This window comes from Hahella sp. HN01, assembly GCF_018986435.1.
GTDB lineage: Bacteria > Pseudomonadota > Gammaproteobacteria > Pseudomonadales > Oleiphilaceae > Hahella.
Map to the genome: position 1 here is coordinate 50,758 of NZ_JAHMIN010000010.1, position 17,369 is coordinate 68,126.

The 17,369-nt window shown below is 53.5% G+C and carries 15 protein-coding genes; 4 read left to right on the forward strand and 11 right to left on the reverse strand.

Annotated features, from left to right (window positions below; all coding sequences use genetic code 11):
• Positions 1 to 9: 9 nt before the first annotated feature.
• Positions 10 to 1,902 (forward strand): DUF4105 domain-containing protein, encoded by a 1,893-nt coding sequence (locus KP814_RS11585; RefSeq protein WP_216736919.1) that lies wholly within the window; start codon positions 10 to 12, stop codon positions 1,900 to 1,902.
• 58 nt (positions 1,903 to 1,960) lie between these two features.
• Here the strand turns inward: KP814_RS11585 and KP814_RS11590 are convergent, their stop codons facing one another.
• The 7 genes from KP814_RS11590 to KP814_RS11620 all read right to left on the reverse strand — a co-directional run bounded on the left by KP814_RS11590 (position 1,961) and on the right by KP814_RS11620 (position 10,395).
• On the reverse strand, positions 1,961 to 2,662 hold the full coding sequence (locus tag KP814_RS11590; RefSeq protein WP_216736920.1) for an ABC transporter ATP-binding protein: 702 nt from the start codon (positions 2,660 to 2,662) through the stop codon (positions 1,961 to 1,963).
• Entirely contained in the window at positions 2,662 to 3,417 is a 756-nt protein-coding gene (gene livG, locus KP814_RS11595) for a high-affinity branched-chain amino acid ABC transporter ATP-binding protein LivG (protein WP_216736921.1), read from the reverse strand. The genes KP814_RS11590 and livG overlap by 1 nt, the downstream gene beginning before the upstream one ends.
• Before the next feature lie 4 nt (positions 3,418 to 3,421).
• Entirely contained in the window at positions 3,422 to 4,717 is a 1,296-nt protein-coding gene (locus KP814_RS11600; RefSeq protein ID WP_216736922.1) for a high-affinity branched-chain amino acid ABC transporter permease LivM, read from the reverse strand.
• Positions 4,717 to 5,643, reverse strand: a complete 927-nt coding sequence (gene livH / locus KP814_RS11605; RefSeq protein ID WP_216736923.1) for a high-affinity branched-chain amino acid ABC transporter permease LivH — start codon at positions 5,641 to 5,643, stop codon at positions 4,717 to 4,719. The genes KP814_RS11600 and livH overlap by 1 nt, the downstream gene beginning before the upstream one ends.
• A gap of 110 nt (positions 5,644 to 5,753) precedes the next feature.
• Positions 5,754 to 6,875 (reverse strand): branched-chain amino acid ABC transporter substrate-binding protein, encoded by a 1,122-nt coding sequence (locus KP814_RS11610; RefSeq protein ID WP_256446002.1) that lies wholly within the window; start codon positions 6,873 to 6,875, stop codon positions 5,754 to 5,756.
• A 463-nt stretch (positions 6,876 to 7,338) separates the two neighbouring features.
• Complete coding sequence (lon, locus tag KP814_RS11615) at positions 7,339 to 9,759, reverse strand: endopeptidase La (protein ID WP_216736924.1); 2,421 nt, start codon at positions 9,757 to 9,759, stop codon at positions 7,339 to 7,341.
• Positions 9,760 to 9,924: 165 nt separating this feature from the next.
• A complete protein-coding gene (locus tag KP814_RS11620; RefSeq protein ID WP_216736925.1) occupies positions 9,925 to 10,395 on the reverse strand; it encodes an aminoacyl-tRNA deacylase in 471 nt (156 codons plus the stop codon).
• 262 nt (positions 10,396 to 10,657) lie between these two features.
• On the opposite strand from KP814_RS11620, the gene KP814_RS11625 reads away from it, so the two are divergent.
• The 3 genes from KP814_RS11625 (at position 10,658) to KP814_RS11635 (ending at position 12,864) form a co-directional block, all read left to right on the forward strand.
• A complete protein-coding gene (locus KP814_RS11625) occupies positions 10,658 to 11,521 on the forward strand; it encodes a co-chaperone YbbN (protein WP_216736926.1) in 864 nt (287 codons plus the stop codon).
• A 30-nt stretch (positions 11,522 to 11,551) separates the two neighbouring features.
• Positions 11,552 to 11,899 carry an HNH endonuclease gene (locus KP814_RS11630; RefSeq protein ID WP_216736927.1) on the forward strand — a complete coding sequence of 116 codons (348 nt, stop codon included), beginning with the start codon at positions 11,552 to 11,554 and terminating at the stop codon, positions 11,897 to 11,899.
• 80 nt (positions 11,900 to 11,979) lie between these two features.
• The gene (locus KP814_RS11635) at positions 11,980 to 12,864 is read left to right on the forward strand and encodes an ABC transporter substrate-binding protein (RefSeq protein WP_216736928.1); all 885 of its coding nucleotides are present in this window, start codon (positions 11,980 to 11,982) and stop codon (positions 12,862 to 12,864) included.
• A 6-nt stretch (positions 12,865 to 12,870) separates the two neighbouring features.
• Here the strand turns inward: KP814_RS11635 and KP814_RS11640 are convergent, their stop codons facing one another.
• From KP814_RS11640 to KP814_RS11655, 4 genes are read right to left on the reverse strand one after another with little or no spacing between them, the layout of a single operon-like run.
• Positions 12,871 to 14,067 (reverse strand): ABC transporter permease, encoded by a 1,197-nt coding sequence (locus KP814_RS11640; protein ID WP_216736929.1) that lies wholly within the window; start codon positions 14,065 to 14,067, stop codon positions 12,871 to 12,873.
• 1 nt (position 14,068) lies between these two features.
• The gene (locus KP814_RS11645) at positions 14,069 to 15,283 is read right to left on the reverse strand and encodes an ABC transporter permease (protein ID WP_216736930.1); all 1,215 of its coding nucleotides are present in this window, start codon (positions 15,281 to 15,283) and stop codon (positions 14,069 to 14,071) included.
• A 2-nt stretch (positions 15,284 to 15,285) separates the two neighbouring features.
• On the reverse strand, positions 15,286 to 16,032 hold the full coding sequence (locus KP814_RS11650) for an ABC transporter ATP-binding protein (protein WP_216736931.1): 747 nt from the start codon (positions 16,030 to 16,032) through the stop codon (positions 15,286 to 15,288).
• A complete protein-coding gene (locus KP814_RS11655) occupies positions 16,029 to 17,162 on the reverse strand; it encodes an efflux RND transporter periplasmic adaptor subunit (protein WP_216736932.1) in 1,134 nt (377 codons plus the stop codon). The genes KP814_RS11650 and KP814_RS11655 overlap by 4 nt, the downstream gene beginning before the upstream one ends.
• Positions 17,163 to 17,369: the final 207 nt, after the last annotated feature.

Genomic DNA, 17,369 nt, shown 5'->3' on the forward strand with positions numbered 1-17,369 from the left:
TGACGCCCTATGCGGTTGAAGCATTCTCTGTTCGTTTTCCTTTCTGCTGTATTTCTTTTAATCAGTTCTGCATTTGCCGCTCTTTCTGATGTCACTGTAGATACCTTGAAGAGACAACAATCTTTGTTAAACACCTTGGCTTCCTCTTCTGAGTGGTTAGGGTTGTTGCATTTTCGCACTGACTCCTTGAGCCCGACCGGCTATTCAAGTTTCATTGATGATCCAAGTTTTTTTCTGGCGGAAACAGGAAAGGTTGATGCCGAGGCGGAACTTGAGGCGACCCTACAGGCGATGGTGAGCGAGAATAGAGGTATAAGAGAAAGTGTTGTCTGCCACTTTCCTTTGCGTAAAAAATGGCTTGAGGCGCAGCTACCGAATATTTCCACCTTGCAGGCGCCTTTGTCATGCCCTGAATACCTTCAGTGGAGAGAGGAGGTAAACGCAGCCAAAGTCTCTTTGATTTTCCCAGCTGCCTACTTAAATAGTCCATCGTCAATGTTCGGACATACTTTTCTGAGATTTGATCCCGCAAACGTTGAAGACGATTCGGAATGGTTGTCCTGGGCGCTAAACTTCGGGGCCACTATCAATGGCGACGATAACTCCATTTTCTTTGCATATCGAGGCCTTGCCGGCGGTTATCCAGGTCAGTTCAGCATGATGCGTTACTTTGAAAAGATCAAAGAGTACAGCTACATGGAAAACAGGGACATGTGGGAGTACCGTCTGAACCTGACCCCCGAGGAAGTAGAGCGGATGTTGATGCACTTATGGGAGCTGAAAGACGTGCGTTTCAAGTATTATTTTCTGGATGAAAACTGCGCCTTCCGTCTTCTTGAGTTGCTGGAGATAGCACGTCCGTCTTCGCCTCTGACATCGAAGTTTCCGTTGACTGCAATTCCGGCCGACACCGTACGTGCGGTCATAGAAGGGCGTTATGTCGCGGAACGGCGCTACCGCCCCTCTGAGGCCGTGCTGTTGAAGGAAAGAATACGCCGGTTGGATGAGTCCGAGAGAGAGTTGGCCTACCTGGTGGCGGAGAACCCGGAGATGATGGCGTCCTTGGACTTCAGCGCTTTACCGCTTTCCCGGCAAGGCGCGGTGGCGCAGACCGCTTACAGCTATAATCGCTACGAGCAGAGAAAGACACAAAGGAGTCCGGATCTGGCGCGCCGTAGCTTTAAACTGCTGCAACGGATAAGCCAACTGCCTGCAGATAGTGTTGAGCCAGCTATCCCTGAGCCACCCGAAACTGGGCATGGCAGCACCATGATGGGCATTGGCGGCGGTAGTCGTGATGGGGATGCTTTTACTCAGCTTCAATTCAGATACAGCTATCATGATTTGCTGGATCGTCAGGAAGGCTATCCACGAGGCGCTCAAATAATTGCAGGCGACGCTCAGTTCCGCTTTTACGAGAATGACAATTGGGAGCTGCATCGTTTCGACATAATTAATATTATTTCGCAATCGCCGGTTAATAAGTTTCTGCGTCCATTGTCATGGAGAGTTCAAGCGGGCTTTGAGCGCGTCTGGAGTGACTTTGGCGGTGACAAGGCCTATCAAGTAAATGGCGGCGCTGGGCGCAGTTATGACGTAGCGGAAGGATTGAGTTTGTTTGGCTTTTTGACCGCGCGTTTGGAGCATGATCCGGAGTATAAAACCTGGATCACCCCGGCGGCAGGAATAAGTACGGGCTATTTATTGAATTTGCCCTGGGGTTTTCAGTCCACAAGAGTGGAAGGCGAGTACTTTAGTAGCGATGAAATACGCTATCGCGGGGTGCTGGAGCAAAACTTCGATTTTGCGCAAAACCATGCTTTCAGAGCGCACTTGTCTCAAGAATGGAATCGCAGTGACGGCAGATGGGAGGCTGGGATAGTCTACAGATATTACTTTTAAGGAAAGGCGGCGCTCAGGGGTAGCCTGCGACGCCGCCGGATAGACGAGGCGGTAGTGTTTAGCCGCCCAAGTAAGCTTTGCGAACGTCCTCGTTCACCAGCAGATTTGCGCCGGTATCCTGAAGCACAACTTTGCCGTTTTCCAGTACATAACCGCGATCCGCCAAACGCAGCGCCTGGTTGGCGTTCTGCTCCACCAGAAAGATGGTCATGCCTTCTTCTCTGAGCTTGCCGATGATCTCAAATATCTGGTTGATGATAATCGGAGCCAGGCCTAAGGATGGCTCATCCAGGAACAGCATTTTAGGATGGCTCATCAGGGCGCGCCCGATCGCCAGCATCTGTTGTTCACCGCCGGACATTGTACCTGCACGTTGGCTGTGACGTTCGCGTAGGCGTGGGAACAGGTCATAGACGTATTCCAGCGTGCGCGCAAAGTCGCTCTTGTCAGAGAAAAATGCGCCCATCTGCAGGTTTTCAACTACGGTGAGGCCAGAGAATACACGACGACCCTCAGGCACAATGGCGATGCCGCTGCGCATGATTTCAGATGTCGGCGTTTCGGTGATGTCCTTACCCATGAAGGTGATGCGGCCATCACTGGCTCTCGGGTCGCCACAGACCGTCATCAGCAACGTGGTTTTACCTGCGCCGTTGGCGCCGATAAGTGAGACGATTTCACCTTGATTAACTTCCAGACTGATGCCGTGCAGAGCTTCGATCTTGCCGTAGTGGGTGTAAACATTCTCGAGTGTAAGCATTAGTCTTCTCCCAAATACGCCTTGATGACATCAGGGTTCGTTCTAATTTCATCAGGCGTGCCGTCGGCCAAAGGCGTGCCTTGGCTGACAACGTAGATGCGATCAGAAATGCCCATTACCAGCCCCATATCATGTTCTATTAACAGAATGGAGACGTTGTAGTCATGCTTCAGGCTGACTATCAGCTCGTCGAGATCCCGGGTCTCTTTCGGGTTCAAACCGGCTGCGGGTTCGTCCAACATCAACAGATCTGGTCCTGTCACCATGCAGCGAGCAATTTCCAGACGACGTTGTTGACCGTAAGCGAGGTTACCCGCTTCGCGGTTGGCGAGTGGCAGCAGGTCGACTTTTTTGAGCCAATAGGCGGCTTTCTCCATGGCTTCGCTTTCTTTCTTACGATAAGAAGGCGTCTTCAATAAGCCAGAAAGCAGGTTGGTGTTGACGTGACGGTGCTGCGCCACCAACAGGTTTTCAATTACCGTCATGCGGTTGAATAGACGCACGTGTTGGAACGTGCGAACCATACCAAGGCGGGAAATCTTGAAATCAGGTAGCCCTTGTACCTGCTTACCTTTGAAGGTGATTTGCCCCGAGGTCGGCTTATAGAAGCCGGAGATGCAGTTAAAGACAGTCGTTTTACCTGCGCCGTTAGGGCCGATAATGGAAATGATTTCCCGTTCGTTGACGTCCAGCGACACGCCGTTTACTGCGAGCAGGCCGCCGAACCTCATGGATAAATCGCGAACAGACAGCATTGTCCTACTCCTGTTTCAACTGCAGATGTGGGCGTTTCATCGGGATCAATCCTTGCGGACACCAGATCATCATCAACACCATGACCATACCGAACGCGAGTAGGCGATACTCGTCGAATTCCCGCGACAATTCCTGAAGCAGCACCACCAGAACGGCTGCGACCATGACGCCGATTTGCGAGCCCATGCCGCCAAGAACAACGATGGCGAGGATAATAACGGACTCGAAGAAGATGAACGACTCAGGGCTGATATGACCCTGGCGAGCGCCATATAGAGAACCTGCAAAACCTGCGAATGCTGCGCCGATGGTGAAGGCGGACAGCTTGATAGCGGTACGGTTCAAGCCCAGTGAGCGACATGCGATCTCATCTTCACGCAGGGCTTCCCATGCGCGCCCTACAGGCATGCGAATCAGGCGGCGAACGATGACGATCGTCACCAAAGCCAGCACTAGTGCGATGAGGTAAAGCACGACAACTTTCAAGGATGAGTCGTAAGGAACGCCAAAGAACTCATGGAATGCAACATTGCCTTCGGCAGCTCTACGGCTGAATTCCAGATTAACGATGGAGAATTCAGGATCGAACTGCAGCATCGGAATCGTTGGCTTAGGAATGCCGCCAATACCGTTAGGTCCGCCGGTCAGACTGGTCAGGTTGTTCAAGAGAATACGGATGATTTCTCCGAAACCTAAAGTCACGATGGCGAGGTAGTCGCCGCGTAATCTCAATACCGGAAAGCCCAACAGGAAACCGAATGTCGCAGCAAGCAATGCTCCGATAGGCAGACACACCCAGAATGACAAACCAAAGTATTGTGATAACAGGGCGTAGCTATATGCGCCGACAGCGTAGAAAGCGACGTATCCCAAGTCTAACAAGCCAGCCAGACCCACTACGATATTCAGGCCAAGGCCGAGAATAACGTAGATAAGCGCCAAGGTGGCGATATCTGACCAGATGCGTCCCGTGTTGAAAGGAATCAGAACTGCAGCGATAAGCAGGACGACAAAAAAGATCTTGCCGGCCATGTCGCGCTTTTCTTCCGGCGGCATTAGCTTGGCCAGAATATTTCCTTTGGGCTTGACCGCCGCTTTGGCGGCATTCAGTTGCTCTCTAAACAGCTGGCTCAGGAAAACCGCTGCAGCGGCGAGAAAAATGTACACGTAGGTGCTTTGTGTAGCGCCTTCGAGTACGAGTTTGGTGCCTTCATGAGTCAGCTTCAGGCCCAATATCGGCAAGGACAGAACCAGAGTAATGACGGCCGTGAATAAAGCGAACGGCAGATTCTTGCGCATTAGATTTTCTCCACTTCCGGCTTGCCGAGTATGCCTGTCGGCTTAAACAACAAGATCAGTACCAGTAGCGCGAAAGAGACAACGTCTTTGTACTCTGTGCTGAAATACGCGGCGGTCATACTTTCGGTGACGCCGAGAATGATGCCGCCCAGCATTGCGCCAGGGATACTGCCGATGCCGCCAAGAACGGCTGCAGTAAAGGCTTTAAGGCCGGCAATGAATCCGACGAATGCATTTACGACACCGTAGTACATGCCGAGCAGCGTGCCCGCTACCGCCGCCAGCGCTGCGCCAATGACGAAAGTGGAAGCGATAACGCGGTTGGTGTCGATGCCAAGCAGGTTCGCCATTTTCAAATCCTGCGCCACGGCGCGACAGGCTCTGCCCATTCTGGATCGAGAGATAAACAACGTCAGCACTGTCATGGAGATGATAGTGACGATGAAGATCAGAACCTGAATATAGGAAAGGGACGCCTGGAAGCCGTCTTCCGGACCGAAGCTCCAGCCGCCGCTGATCTGAGATGACATGGCGATATCCCGTGAACCTTGTCCTAAACGAACATAGTTCTGCAGGAAAATGGACATCCCGATGGCCGAAATAAGGGGGATCAAACGGTTGCCGCCACGCAGTGGGCGGTAGGCGATACGCTCAATGGCCCAACCGAAGCTACTGGACACCAACATGCTTGAAAGCAGGGCGACCAGGAAGATTAATGGAAGAAACTCAATGCCCAGCATGGCCATACCAGAAATAGCCATGAACGCGACGTAAGTTCCTATCATGTAGACTTCGCCGTGAGCGAAGTTGATCATTCCTATGATGCCGTAGACCATGGTATAGCCTATGGCGATGAGAGCATAAGTGCTCCCAATGGTAATTCCGTTAATTAATTGCTGAATGAAGTAAAGAATCACTTCTAGCATGGGTGTTACTCCGGAAGATTTGAACCGGCCTAGAAACTGACAGGCTTTGCTAATAAAAACACCCTCTTCCGGCGAACCGGAAAGAAGGTGTTGTTATGAAGCGATACGGTTTATTTTACTACGGTTTTGGAGCCGTCTGCGTGCCAGGTGTAGATTTCGAAATCGAAACCTTTCAAGTCGCCTTTTTCGTCAAACGCAATTTCACCCATGGGGGTTTTGAAGGAGTGGCTACGAAGGTAAGCTTGGATCGCATCAGTATCGGTAGAACCTACGCCTTTGATTGAGTCAGCAATAACCTGAACTGCTGCGTAGGAAGTCATTACGAATGCGCCGCTGGCGTCTTGGCTTTTCGCTTTGAATGCGTCAACCAGCGTTTTGTTTTCTGGTCTCTGATCAAAAGCGGGTGGCAGAGTTACGTACAGTCCTTCGGAAGCTTTACCTGCGATCTGGCTGATGTCTTTGTTGCCCACGCCTTCAGGACCCATGAACTTGATGTTCAAGCCTTTCTCTGACGCTTGACGCAGAATCTGGCCCAGCTCAGGGTGGTAGCCGCCGTAGTAAACAAAGTCTACGTTCTCTTTCTGCAGTTTTGCGATCAGGGGAGAGAAGTCTTTGTCGCCTTTGTTAACGCCTTCAAACAGAACGACGTTGACGTTTTTCTCTTCCAGCGTTTTCTTTACCGCAGTTGCGATGCCTTCACCGTACTGTTGCTTGTCGTGAATAACTGCAACGCGCTTGGGCTTGACTACAGTCGCGATGAATTTGCCAGCGGTCGGACCCTGATGGCTATCAAGACCGATGGTGCGGAAAATCATCTGGTAGCCGCGCTCAGTGATGTCCGGGTTGGTGGAAGCTGGCGTGATAGTGATGATGCCTTCGTCTTCGTAGACGTCGGAAGCCGGTTGAGTGGAACTGGAGCACAAGTGGCCCACTACAAATTTAACACCGTCATTAACGATTTTGTTGGCTACGGCCACCGCTTGCTTGGGTTCGCAGGCGTCGTCGTATCTAATCGCCTCAAGCTTGTCGCCGTTTACGCCGCCAGCAGCGTTGATCTGCTCAACAGCCATTTCCGCGCCGATTACCTGCATGTCGCCATACTGAGCAACGTCACCGGACTGCGGGCCGGCGATGGCGATTTTGATAGTCTCTGCGTTAGCCAGGTTCAAGCCGCCCATTAATAAAATTGAAGCGCCAACACCTAATACTTTCCGAGCGATCTGTTTCTTCATTATTGTCTTCCCGATTTAAGTTATTAGTTATCCCAGGTTCAGACGCCGCCGAGTAGAGTGAGCTCTGAGGCTCTTTTTCGGACGGGGCTTCATACTGGCATATTATGGTCTAATCGTTAATAGACTTTTATTTTAAGGCCATTGGCCTATTGACCAGTTGGAATACTAACCTCAAAGCGTCGCGGTGAAAAGATGCGCATTTGTCTTGGATATAAGGATTTCGCGCAGTTTTTTCGGAGGCAAAAATTTAAGGCAAAAAAAAAGGTGCTTGGAGAGCACCTCAAACGCTTTTCTATACTAGAAAGACAGGACAAAACATCATCACAACTGGTAAAGGTTAGTATAAAACTCCACCACAAAGCCGCATAATACGTGATTTCCGATACGGTATGCGGCCTAGGGAAAAGATGCGCTCCAGCGCATTATTTAGCATCCATTTCCAGGATGATGAAGTGAGATGACCCTATCCAAACATGACTTTGTAAACGTCCTGGAATGTGCTGGCGAAATGCATCGTCAATCCGGAGCGAATGTGTTCCGGCAGTTCATCATAATCACGTCGATTGGCTTCGGGCAGAATGATTTCATTCACGCCGCTGCGTTTCGCCGCAATCACTTTTTCGCGAATGCCTCCCACCGGAAATACCTGGCCGGTCAGGGTTAACTCTCCCGTCATCGCAACATTGCTTTTGGGTATTTGATTGCGGGCCAGGGACAGTAACGCGGTAGCCATCGTAACGCCCGCGCTGGGGCCGTCTTTTGGCGTGGCGCCTTCCGGCACGTGAAGGTGGACGAAGGCGCGCTCAAAGAATTCGGGATCGCCTTTGAATTCTTTCAGGTGAGCGGAGACATAACTGTAAGCGATTTCCGCAGACTCGCGCATGACATCGCCAAGCTTGCCGGTCAATTTAAAGCCCCGGTTACTGGAATGAATTAATTGGGCTTCAACAGGAAGCGTGGCTCCGCCCATAGCGGTCCAGGCGAGTCCAGTGACTACGCCAACGCCGCGCAGATTTTTCTCTTTGCGGAATAGCGGTTGGCCAAGAAAGTCGACAAGGTTGTTAACGCCTATCCTTATCGGTTCTTCTGGTTTCTCCATCAAGCGGACGATGGATTTGCGAATCAGCCGATGCAGTCTTTTTTCCAGATTGCGCACGCCGGCTTCTCTGGCGTAGCCGTCGATCAGTTGGCGCAGCGCTGCGTCAGTGATGGATACTTGTTTCTTTTTCAGCTTCATGCGCTTCAGAAGCTTCGGCCAAAGATGGTTCTTGGCGATGGCTATTTTTTCTTCCGTGATGTAACCGGACAGACGCAATACATCCATTCGATCCAACAGCGGGCCCGGAATAGTATCTAACTGGTTAGCGGTGCAAACGAACAGTACTTTCGACAGGTCCAACCTGACATCCAGGTAGTGATCCAGGAACTCGTTGTTCTGTTCCGGGTCCAGCGTTTCCAGCAAGGCGCTGGCTGGATCGCCTTGGTAAGAGGCGCCAATTTTGTCGATTTCGTCGAGCATGATGACAGGGTTGGCGGAGCCGACGTCTTTCAGCGCCTGCACCATTTTGCCCGGCATTGCGCCAATGTAAGTACGTCGGTGGCCTTTGATTTCCGCTTCATCGCGCATGCCGCCCAGACTGAAACGGTAGAACTTTCTGCCCAGCGCCGCTGCAACGGATTTTCCGATAGAGGTTTTACCGACGCCGGGTGGTCCGATCAGCAATAGAATCGAGCCGGATACTTCTCCTTTAAATGAGCCTTCAGCCAGAAATTCGATAATTCTGTCTTTAACGTCATCCAGCCCATCATGCTCTTTGTCGAGAATCTCCCGGGCGCGAGCGATATCGAGTTTGTCCTCAGTATGGACGCCCCAAGGAACCTGGGTGAGCCAATCAAGGTAGTTGCGGGTGACGCCATACTCTGGCGAACCGGTCTCCAGCATGGACAGCTTTTTGATCTCTTCGTCAAAGCGTTTGCGTACGTCGTCTGGGGGATGACGTTCACTTATACGCTGCTGGAATTCCTCTACGTCCGCCGTTCGATCGTCTTTAGCGAGCCCAAGCTCCTTCTGGATAACCTTAAGTTGCTCGCGTAAAAAGAATTCGCGCTGACGCTCGTTGATCTTCTGGTTCACCTCGGCGCTGATCTGGGTTTGCAGCTTGGCGACTTCCAGTTCCTGCTTCAGCAGAATCAGTACTTTTTCCATCCGCCTGAGCAGCGGCACGGTATCGAGTATCTCTTGCAGCGCAGGGCCTTCCGCCGTCGTGATAGCGGCGGCGAAGTCGGTTAATGCGGAGGGCTCGTCAGGACTGAAGCGGCTCAGATACTGCTTCAGCTCTTCGCTGTACAGCGGGTTAAGCGGCAGCAACTCTTTGATAGTGTTAATCAGGGCGATTGCATAAGCCTTGAGTTCTTTCTCAGACTCTTTCGCCGGCTCAGGGTATTCGACTTCAACCAGATAGGGCGGCGTACGACGCAGCCACTGCGTGATGCGGAAGCGTTGTAAACCTTGGGCGATAAACTGCAGTTTGCCGCGTTCGTTAACGACATTATGCGCTTTCACCACACAGCCGATATGGGCGAAGTCATTGGTGTCCGGCGGTTCATCCGGGGAGGGGATTTTCTCTACATAAGTCAGTCCCAGAATCTGGTGTTCGGTCTTGCCAACGCGCTTCAGGGTTTCTTCCCATAGATTGGCGTTAATGACCAGTGGTTGAACTTGTGCAGGGAAGTAAGGCCGGTTGCTGATGGGAAGCAAATAAATGCGCTTGGGCATTACCTGACCGGGAAGCACCAGCGCGCCGCCAGCGCGACTTTCCTCGGCTTCGTCCTTGCCTATGTATTCGGAATGCTTTGTATCGGAGTCAAAATTACTTTCTGTCATGTGCGGTGATCTTGTCAGTAATGAATAACCATGTGCTCATGGCGAAATAGATGGGGGACGAATAACGCGAGTTAAAGTGAGGCGCGCCAATAAAATAGGTGAGTAAGTTGTAATGCTGGCTGGAAAAATTAGCGGAGCGCCCATGGAACGGGCGCTCTGGCGACGTTAGTTATGCGCGCTGAATGTGCCGTGGGGACAGCTCTTCATCATCTCCATGAAATCATAGTGAGAGATATGCACCAGCTCCTGATGATCGCCGCCTTCCAGATAGAAATCCGGTTCATAAGCCAGTTGCTCATCCCAGATAGTCGGCATGCCGAACGCTTCTCCGACAGCGGGAATGGCGCCGGCGGAACAATCACCGAACAGCTCACATAACTCTTCCTCGCTGGCCAGATCTAATTGACGTTTCATCGCCTGATTGATTTCACGCAGATTGAGATGATTGGTGGATGGAATGGCGGCGATGACATAGCCTTTCTCATCCTTGAGCACGACTGCTTTCACCATTCTTTCCACGGGAACATGCGCCGTTTGCGCACTGGCCATGGATGTTTCACTGTACGGATGGGTAATGACCTCATAATTCACGTTATGACTGGTCAGAAATCGTTGGAGCGTATTGGAAATAGACATATTGTATCCTCCTCAGCATGACAGCCGCTGGTGGCGGCTATGTTGCACATATGGCGGTTTGACCGTCGGATTCCGGTGTCGCCCTGCTGTACATCTGACGATTCTGGTTAAATTATAGTCTGTCAGAGGTGGCGGGACCATGACGCCTTGTTTTTACACCAGTTCGCCCACACATTGTTTAGCATTGTTTCTTCCCGACAATTCAGGCGCACGAAGTCTTTCGGCGCGCCTGGCTTTTTTATAAACCGGAGTCATATCTGACATGGCCGAATCTCCCTATATCATCGAAGCGACCCTAGAAAACTTTCAGACGGAAGTTCTGGAAAAATCCATGCAGGTTCCCGTATTGGTGGATTTCTGGGCGGACTGGTGCGCCCCTTGTAAGCAACTGATGCCGATTCTGGAAAAGCTGGCGACGGAGTATCAGGGCGCTTTTATTCTGGCCAAGGTGAATGCGGATCAGCAGCAGGAACTGGCGTCTCATCTGGGCGTGCGCAGTCTGCCTACGGTTAAGTTGGTCCATCAAGGCAAGTTGGCGGGGGAGTTCAGCGGAGCGCAGCCGGAATCCAAAGTACGCGAACTATTGGGCCGCTACATTCAAACCCCGGGCGCAGAGTTGCGTGAGCAAGCCCGTGCGCTGGTTGAACAAGGCCAGGCCGAGCAGGCCCTGGCGATGCTGACTCAGGCGAATCAGGCGGACCCCAACAACATGGAAGTTCTGGTGGATATCGCCGCAGTGAAAGTTGCATTGGGAGAGAAGGACGAAGCATCTGCGATTCTGTCCAGTTTGCCGGCGGATATCCAGGGGCGTCCTGACGTCAAACAGTTGCTGGCGCGCATACGTTTTGTGGAAAAGGCTGGCGCGATCGCGCCGCTGGCAGATATCCAGCAACGTTTGCAGGCGAATGAGGCCGACGCCGAAGCGCGCTTTCAACTCGCTTTGCACGCCATCATGAATAATAAGTTTGAGGACGCGGTAGAGGCTCTGTTGAACCTGATGCAGACGGATCGGAGTTACGGCGATGACGCCGCCAGGAAAACCCTGATAGAGCTATTCGACATGTTAGGCGCCGCGCATTCTTTGGTGCGGACATACCGTCGCAAGCTGTACGCATTACTTCACTGAGGTTGTACGACGCTGAGAACAGATTCGAAAATGTTGGATTCAGAACGGAATTATCCCCGTGACATTGACGGCTGCCAGTTGTGCCGTCGCGAAGTGTCATCTCTGACTCGCCATCATTTGATCCCCAAGACGCTGCACGGCAAGAAAAATATTCGCCGTCAGTATGATCGGGATTATCTCAACAAGGCCATTGTCTGGGTTTGTCGCCCTTGCCACAGCTTCATACATGGATTGAAGTCTGAATCTGAGCTGGCGGCCCATTACAACAGTCTTGAAAGCCTGCGGGCGCTGCCAGAAGTGCAAGAGTTTGCGCAGTGGCTTGGCTCCAAGCCCGCCGGCTTCTCGCCTAAGAAAAAGCTGCGTAAGAAAGGGGGCTGAGCCTGGAGAGCGTGACTGCTCGCCGGGCTTTGCTAAGCTTAAGGATAAACGCCATCTGCATTTCATGATGGGGCTCCGTTATGAAGTTGATCATTGTTGGAATCGCCTTTTTCGCCTGTCAGATCGCCTGGGCCGCCGGGCCGTTGAAAGTCATTTTTCCCGCTTCCGAATCCTTGCAGGACACCCGGTTTATCGATCTGGTGGAGATGTTGAAAGTCTCCCTGGATAAAACCGTGGAGCAGTACGGACCTTATCTGCTGGAGGAGACGCCTCTGGCGATGAGCGAAGCACGCTACCTTGCGGAATTGGACAGAGGGTCATCCGTTCTTAATGTGGCCTGGAGCTCCACCTCTGAGGAGAAGGAGCGTTTGATGCGGCCCATCCGAATTCCCTTACGTAAAGGGCTGCTGGGTTATCGCATCAGCCTGATCACGGAGGAAACTCAGGCCAAATTCGACGCCCTCGAAAATCTGTCCGATCTGCGCTTGCTAAGCATTGGGCAGGGCCTGGGGTGGGGAGATATCCAGGTTTACGAGAAGAACGGTTTTCAGGTTGTGACGGCCAGTAGTTACGAAGGTTTGTTCAAGATGCTGGCGCAACGCCGATTTGATCACTTTCCCCGAGGCGTGAATGAGATTTTCGCCGAGTATCAGGCGCGGCGGGATTATCTGTCTCAAATTCAGATTGAGCAGCACACGCTGATCTATTATCCCTGGCCATACTATTTCTTTGTTTCCAAGCAGAACGCCAAGCTGGCTGAACGTATTGAGCGGGGGCTGAATATCATGATCGCCGATAAGACGTTTGATCAGATTTTTCTCAAGCATCATGGCGATTCCATCAATAAAGCGCGCTTGTCCGAGCGCCGCGCTTTCGTTATCAAAAACCCGCTTTTACCAAAGGAGACGCCAGTACGGCGCAAAGAACTCTGGTACGACCCATTGAATTTGATGTCGCAGATATAGTCGCGTTTATTCTGTTCTGAGCGCGTCAATAGGATTCAAGCGCGAAGCCTGTAGCGCCGGGACGACGCCTGCAATGAGCCCAATCAGCGAAGACAGTAATAGCGCAATCAATAGAAACGGCACATGGGGGCGGATAGGAAATTCCGGGGCGAACAGAAAGGCCAGTGCCGTTACGACGCCCATGAGCAGCAGCCCGCATACTCCGCCTATTGTCGAAAGCGTCACAGCCTCCGCCAGGAACAGACTGAGCACTTGCGCGCGGGTGGCGCCCAGCGCCCGCAGCAAACCGATTTCACTGGTGCGTTCCCTCACGCTGGTGGTCATGGTGGTGAGAATGCCTACGCCGCCGACCAGCAGAGAAATAGAGCCTAGCAATCCGACGGCTAATGTCAGCACCGATAATATGCTGTTCAGACTGGTGAGCATTTGATCCTGTGTGATCAGCGTAAAGTCTTCGCGGCCATGGCGTTGAATCAGCATCTTTTTAATCAGGGCGGACATGTAGGTGGAATCTGTGGCGGGGGAAAAAATAACGTCAACCTCCATCAAGCCTTCGCGGTTGAAGAGGTCCAGCGCCAGATCGGCGGGGATATAGGCGGTGTCGTCAAGATCGAACCCCAGCATATCTCCCTTGGGCTCAATCACCCCAATCACGCGAAAACGCATGCCGCCGATGCGGATAAGCTGACCCAATGGGCTTTCACCTTGAAACAACTCTTGTTTAACTTTGTGGCCGATGACCGCATAAGGGCTGGAGCGTGCATCGTTGTTACGGGGCAAAAAACGACCCTGCGCCACGGCGAAACGCCAGGCCGCGGGCATGTCCGCGCTGACGCCGAAGATATCCACGTTACGGGTGCGCTGTTTGTATTCTATGGCTCCGGCCCCTTGCACAACCGGCACCACATATTCCACATAAGGCGCCTGGCGCAGGGCTTCCGCGTCCTGTAATGAGAGGGGGCGTACGGTGCTGAGAATGCCTCCCATGCCGCCAGTTACATTTTTACCCGGGTTAATTGCGATGATGCGCGCGCCAAACTGGGAAAATTCGTCCATCACATAGCTGCGCACGCCTTCTCCGATAGAAGTGAGCAGGGCGACTGCGGCGATGCCGATGGTGATGCCGAGTGACGTGAGCACCGCGCGGGTGCGGCCAAAGTTGATGGTGCGAGTCACCATTTTCAGTAAGTCCGGCGCTTTCATGTCAGGGGCCTTGCTTGTGCGTCAGCGCTTCGACGGGCGCCAGGGCGGCGGCCTTGCGGGCGGGCAGATAGGCGAATAGAAGCGCGGTGACAATCGCAACGCCCACCGCCGCTACCTTCACCCACACTGGCGAGCCTAATGGAATCTGGTTGTAGAGCAGGCGGCCCGCCGCCAATAAGGACTCGCTTATCAAGAGCCCGATCAGGCTGCCGATTATCGCCAGCAATAGCGCCTCGCTCAGGAATAGACGGCGGACAGTCGCGGCGCTGGCGCCAAGCGCTTTCAGCAGCCCTATTTCCGCTGTGCGTTGACTGACGCTGATCAGCATGACGTTCATAATCAACACTCCCGCCACGGCCAGACTGATTCCGGCTATGCCGCCTACCGCCAGCGTCAGTGTGCGTAGAATCTCATCGAAGGAAGAGAGTAACGCGTCTTGCGTGATCAGGGTGATGTCTTCCTCGCCGTCGTGTCTTTCCTTGATGATGCTGAGAATGGCGTTGCGAGTGGGCGTCAGTTCCCGCTCTGAGCGGACTTCCGCAAACACTCGAAACAATCCTTCCTGGTTGAATAGCATCTGGGCGCTGGCGACGGGGATCAGCATCGCTTCATCAAAGTTCAGGCCCATGGCGACGCCTTTGCCTTCCAGTATGCCGATCACCCGAAAGCGACGGTCGCCGGCGCGCACCCATTGACCCAGGGCGGGCTCAGGGCCAAATAGCTCTCGTTTAAGTGTTTGCCCCAGCACGCAGACCGCGTCGGCGAATGTTGGATCTCCCGGCGGCAATGCCCGCCCTTGCAGCAGGCTCAGCTTGCGGATTGCAAAGAAGTCATGGGTGGTTCCCACCACAAAACTTTCCCGCAGTCGGCTTTGATATGACAGCTCCGCCATACCGGCGATAAGCGGCGCTGTGCGGTTGATTGCGGAAAGGCGCGTTAGCGCCCGCATGTCCTCCAAAGTTAGATCCCGTGGGGCTTCCCCGGTTATCGGAGGCATGCCGCCAGTGGTCTCTTTTTTCCCAGGCATGATGATCAGCGTGTTTTTGCCGAGAAAGCTGAACTCGCCCAAGACAAACAGGCGCGCGCCTTCTCCGAGTCCGGTCAGCAGGTTGACCGCCGCCACGCCAATAATGAGGGCGATCATTAACATGATCGTGCGAAAGCGATGCCCGACCATGACCTGGAAGTTGAAGCGGGCTAAGTCCATGGCGCGCATGGCTAGTCGCTCACATCGCTTTGGCGCAGGTCGCTCTGAATGCGGCCATCCACCATTCGCAGTTGCCGTCTGGCGCGTTTGCCCAGCTCGACATCGTGAGTGACCACCACCAAGGTAATGCCCTGAGTGTTCAACTCTTCCAATAAAGTGACGACGTCAGCGCCGGACTGGGTGTCCAGGTTTCCTGTTGGCTCATCTGCGAGGAGCAGCTTGGGCTTCATGATGATGGCTCTGCCGATGGCGACTCGTTGTCGTTGCCCACCGGACAGCTGATTGGGCAGGTGACTGGCGCGGGCGGTCAGGCCCAGTCGCTCCAGCATTTCAGACACCATGCGTGCGCGTTCTTTTGGCGCTGTACCGGCAAGAATCAGCGGCAACTCAATATTCTCCCGTGCGCTCATGCGGGGGATAAGATGGTAGGACTGAAATACGAATCCGATATTCTGCTGACGCAAACGCGCCCTTTTTTCCTCGCTGAGATCCTGGGTGGGCGCTCCGTTCAGCAAATAGGCGCCGGCGTCCGGTCGATCCAGTAATCCGAGAATATTCAGCAAGGTCGACTTACCGGAACCAGAAGGTCCCATGACGGAGACATAGTCGCCGGCCAGCAGTTCCAGGCTGACGGCATCCAGAGCTTTTACGGTCTGTTCGCCAAGTTGGAAATGTCGATTGATCTCATGCAAGGCGACGACTGGCTCCGCCGACTTTAACTGTGATGGTGACGATGACGAACGGTTCGCGACGCTCATGGTTGCGGACGCACCTGCACGCCATCTTCCGCCCCTTCCTGATCGAGTGCAGAGAGGACGCGATCGCCTTCGTTCAGGCCGCTGACAACCTCTGTGTAAACCCAGTTGCCGATGCCGCCCTGGAAGGAGACTTTATGCAGGCTCTGGTCGTTCGGATCGAATTTCAGGACGGCGTCGCCTTCCAGTATCATCTCAGTGGGGAGACGCAATACGTTTTCCCGGTTATCGATAATGACCTCGATGTCCGCGCTGTAGCCCACCAGTAAATTCATGTCCTTGGGAAATTCACTGATTTCCACTTCCACATCAACGGTGCGGGCCTGCTTTTCGTATTCCTGCACATAGGGCGCGACCCGCGTCACCACCGCCTGCAACGCACGTCCGCGAAAGGCGTCCAGGGTCACGCGCGCAGGCATGCCGACCTTGATGCGCGCCGTGTCGACTTCATCTATGGGCGCGCGCACGTACAGGCAACTGTCGTCTATCAGGTCGACGGCGGGAGGCGTGGGGACGCCGGGTGGGGATGGCGTTACGTATTCGCCGATCTCGCCATTGATTTCCGCAATGACGCCGCTGAACGGCGCCCGCAGCGCACTGCGTTCCAATTGGGCGGCCTGCAGCGCTACGACAGCCTGACTTTCTTCAATCTGCGCTGCGGCGGCCTTGCAGGCGAGGGCGGACATTCCCGCCTGGGTGCGAGCGGCGTCCAGAGTATCTTCAGAGGATAATTTCTTGCTGGCCAGGGTCTGTTGGCGTTGCAATTCTCTTTGATCCCGCTCAGCGCCGAAACAGATTTCCGCCTTTTTCCGCTCGACGATGGATAATCCGGCGCGGGCCTGATCATAGAGCGCGCGCAGATCTTTGTTCCAAAGCTCCAAAAGCAGTTGTCCGGATTCGACTCTGTCACCCGCCTTCACGTGGAGGGCGGATACCGCGCCGCCAGTCGGCATGGAGAGCTTGGAGCGCTGGCAGGCGCGCACGGCGCCGGCGCGGGTGTTGGCGACGGTGCTTTCCACTGAGCCTTTGCTGAGTGTGTACAGGGACACCGGTAATGGTTGCGGACGCCATTTCCAATAACCCAGCCCGAGTATCAACGCCGCAGCAATCAGCGTTATCAAAGCCTTTTTCACTACTCCCCCTGTGTCGCTGGCGCGGATTCGCCGGTCAATGACGTAGAAGACATTGTGTCCGATCGCCCGCGCGCCTAACCCGATACAAATCAAGTTAGCACTGAATTGGCGTTGGCGTAGGGTCTGCTAATCTTTAGTATATGCAGGCTCGATAAGAAAAGGCTAAGGCGCGACTCAATGGCTGGATCGACAGCCCTGATAATGGAG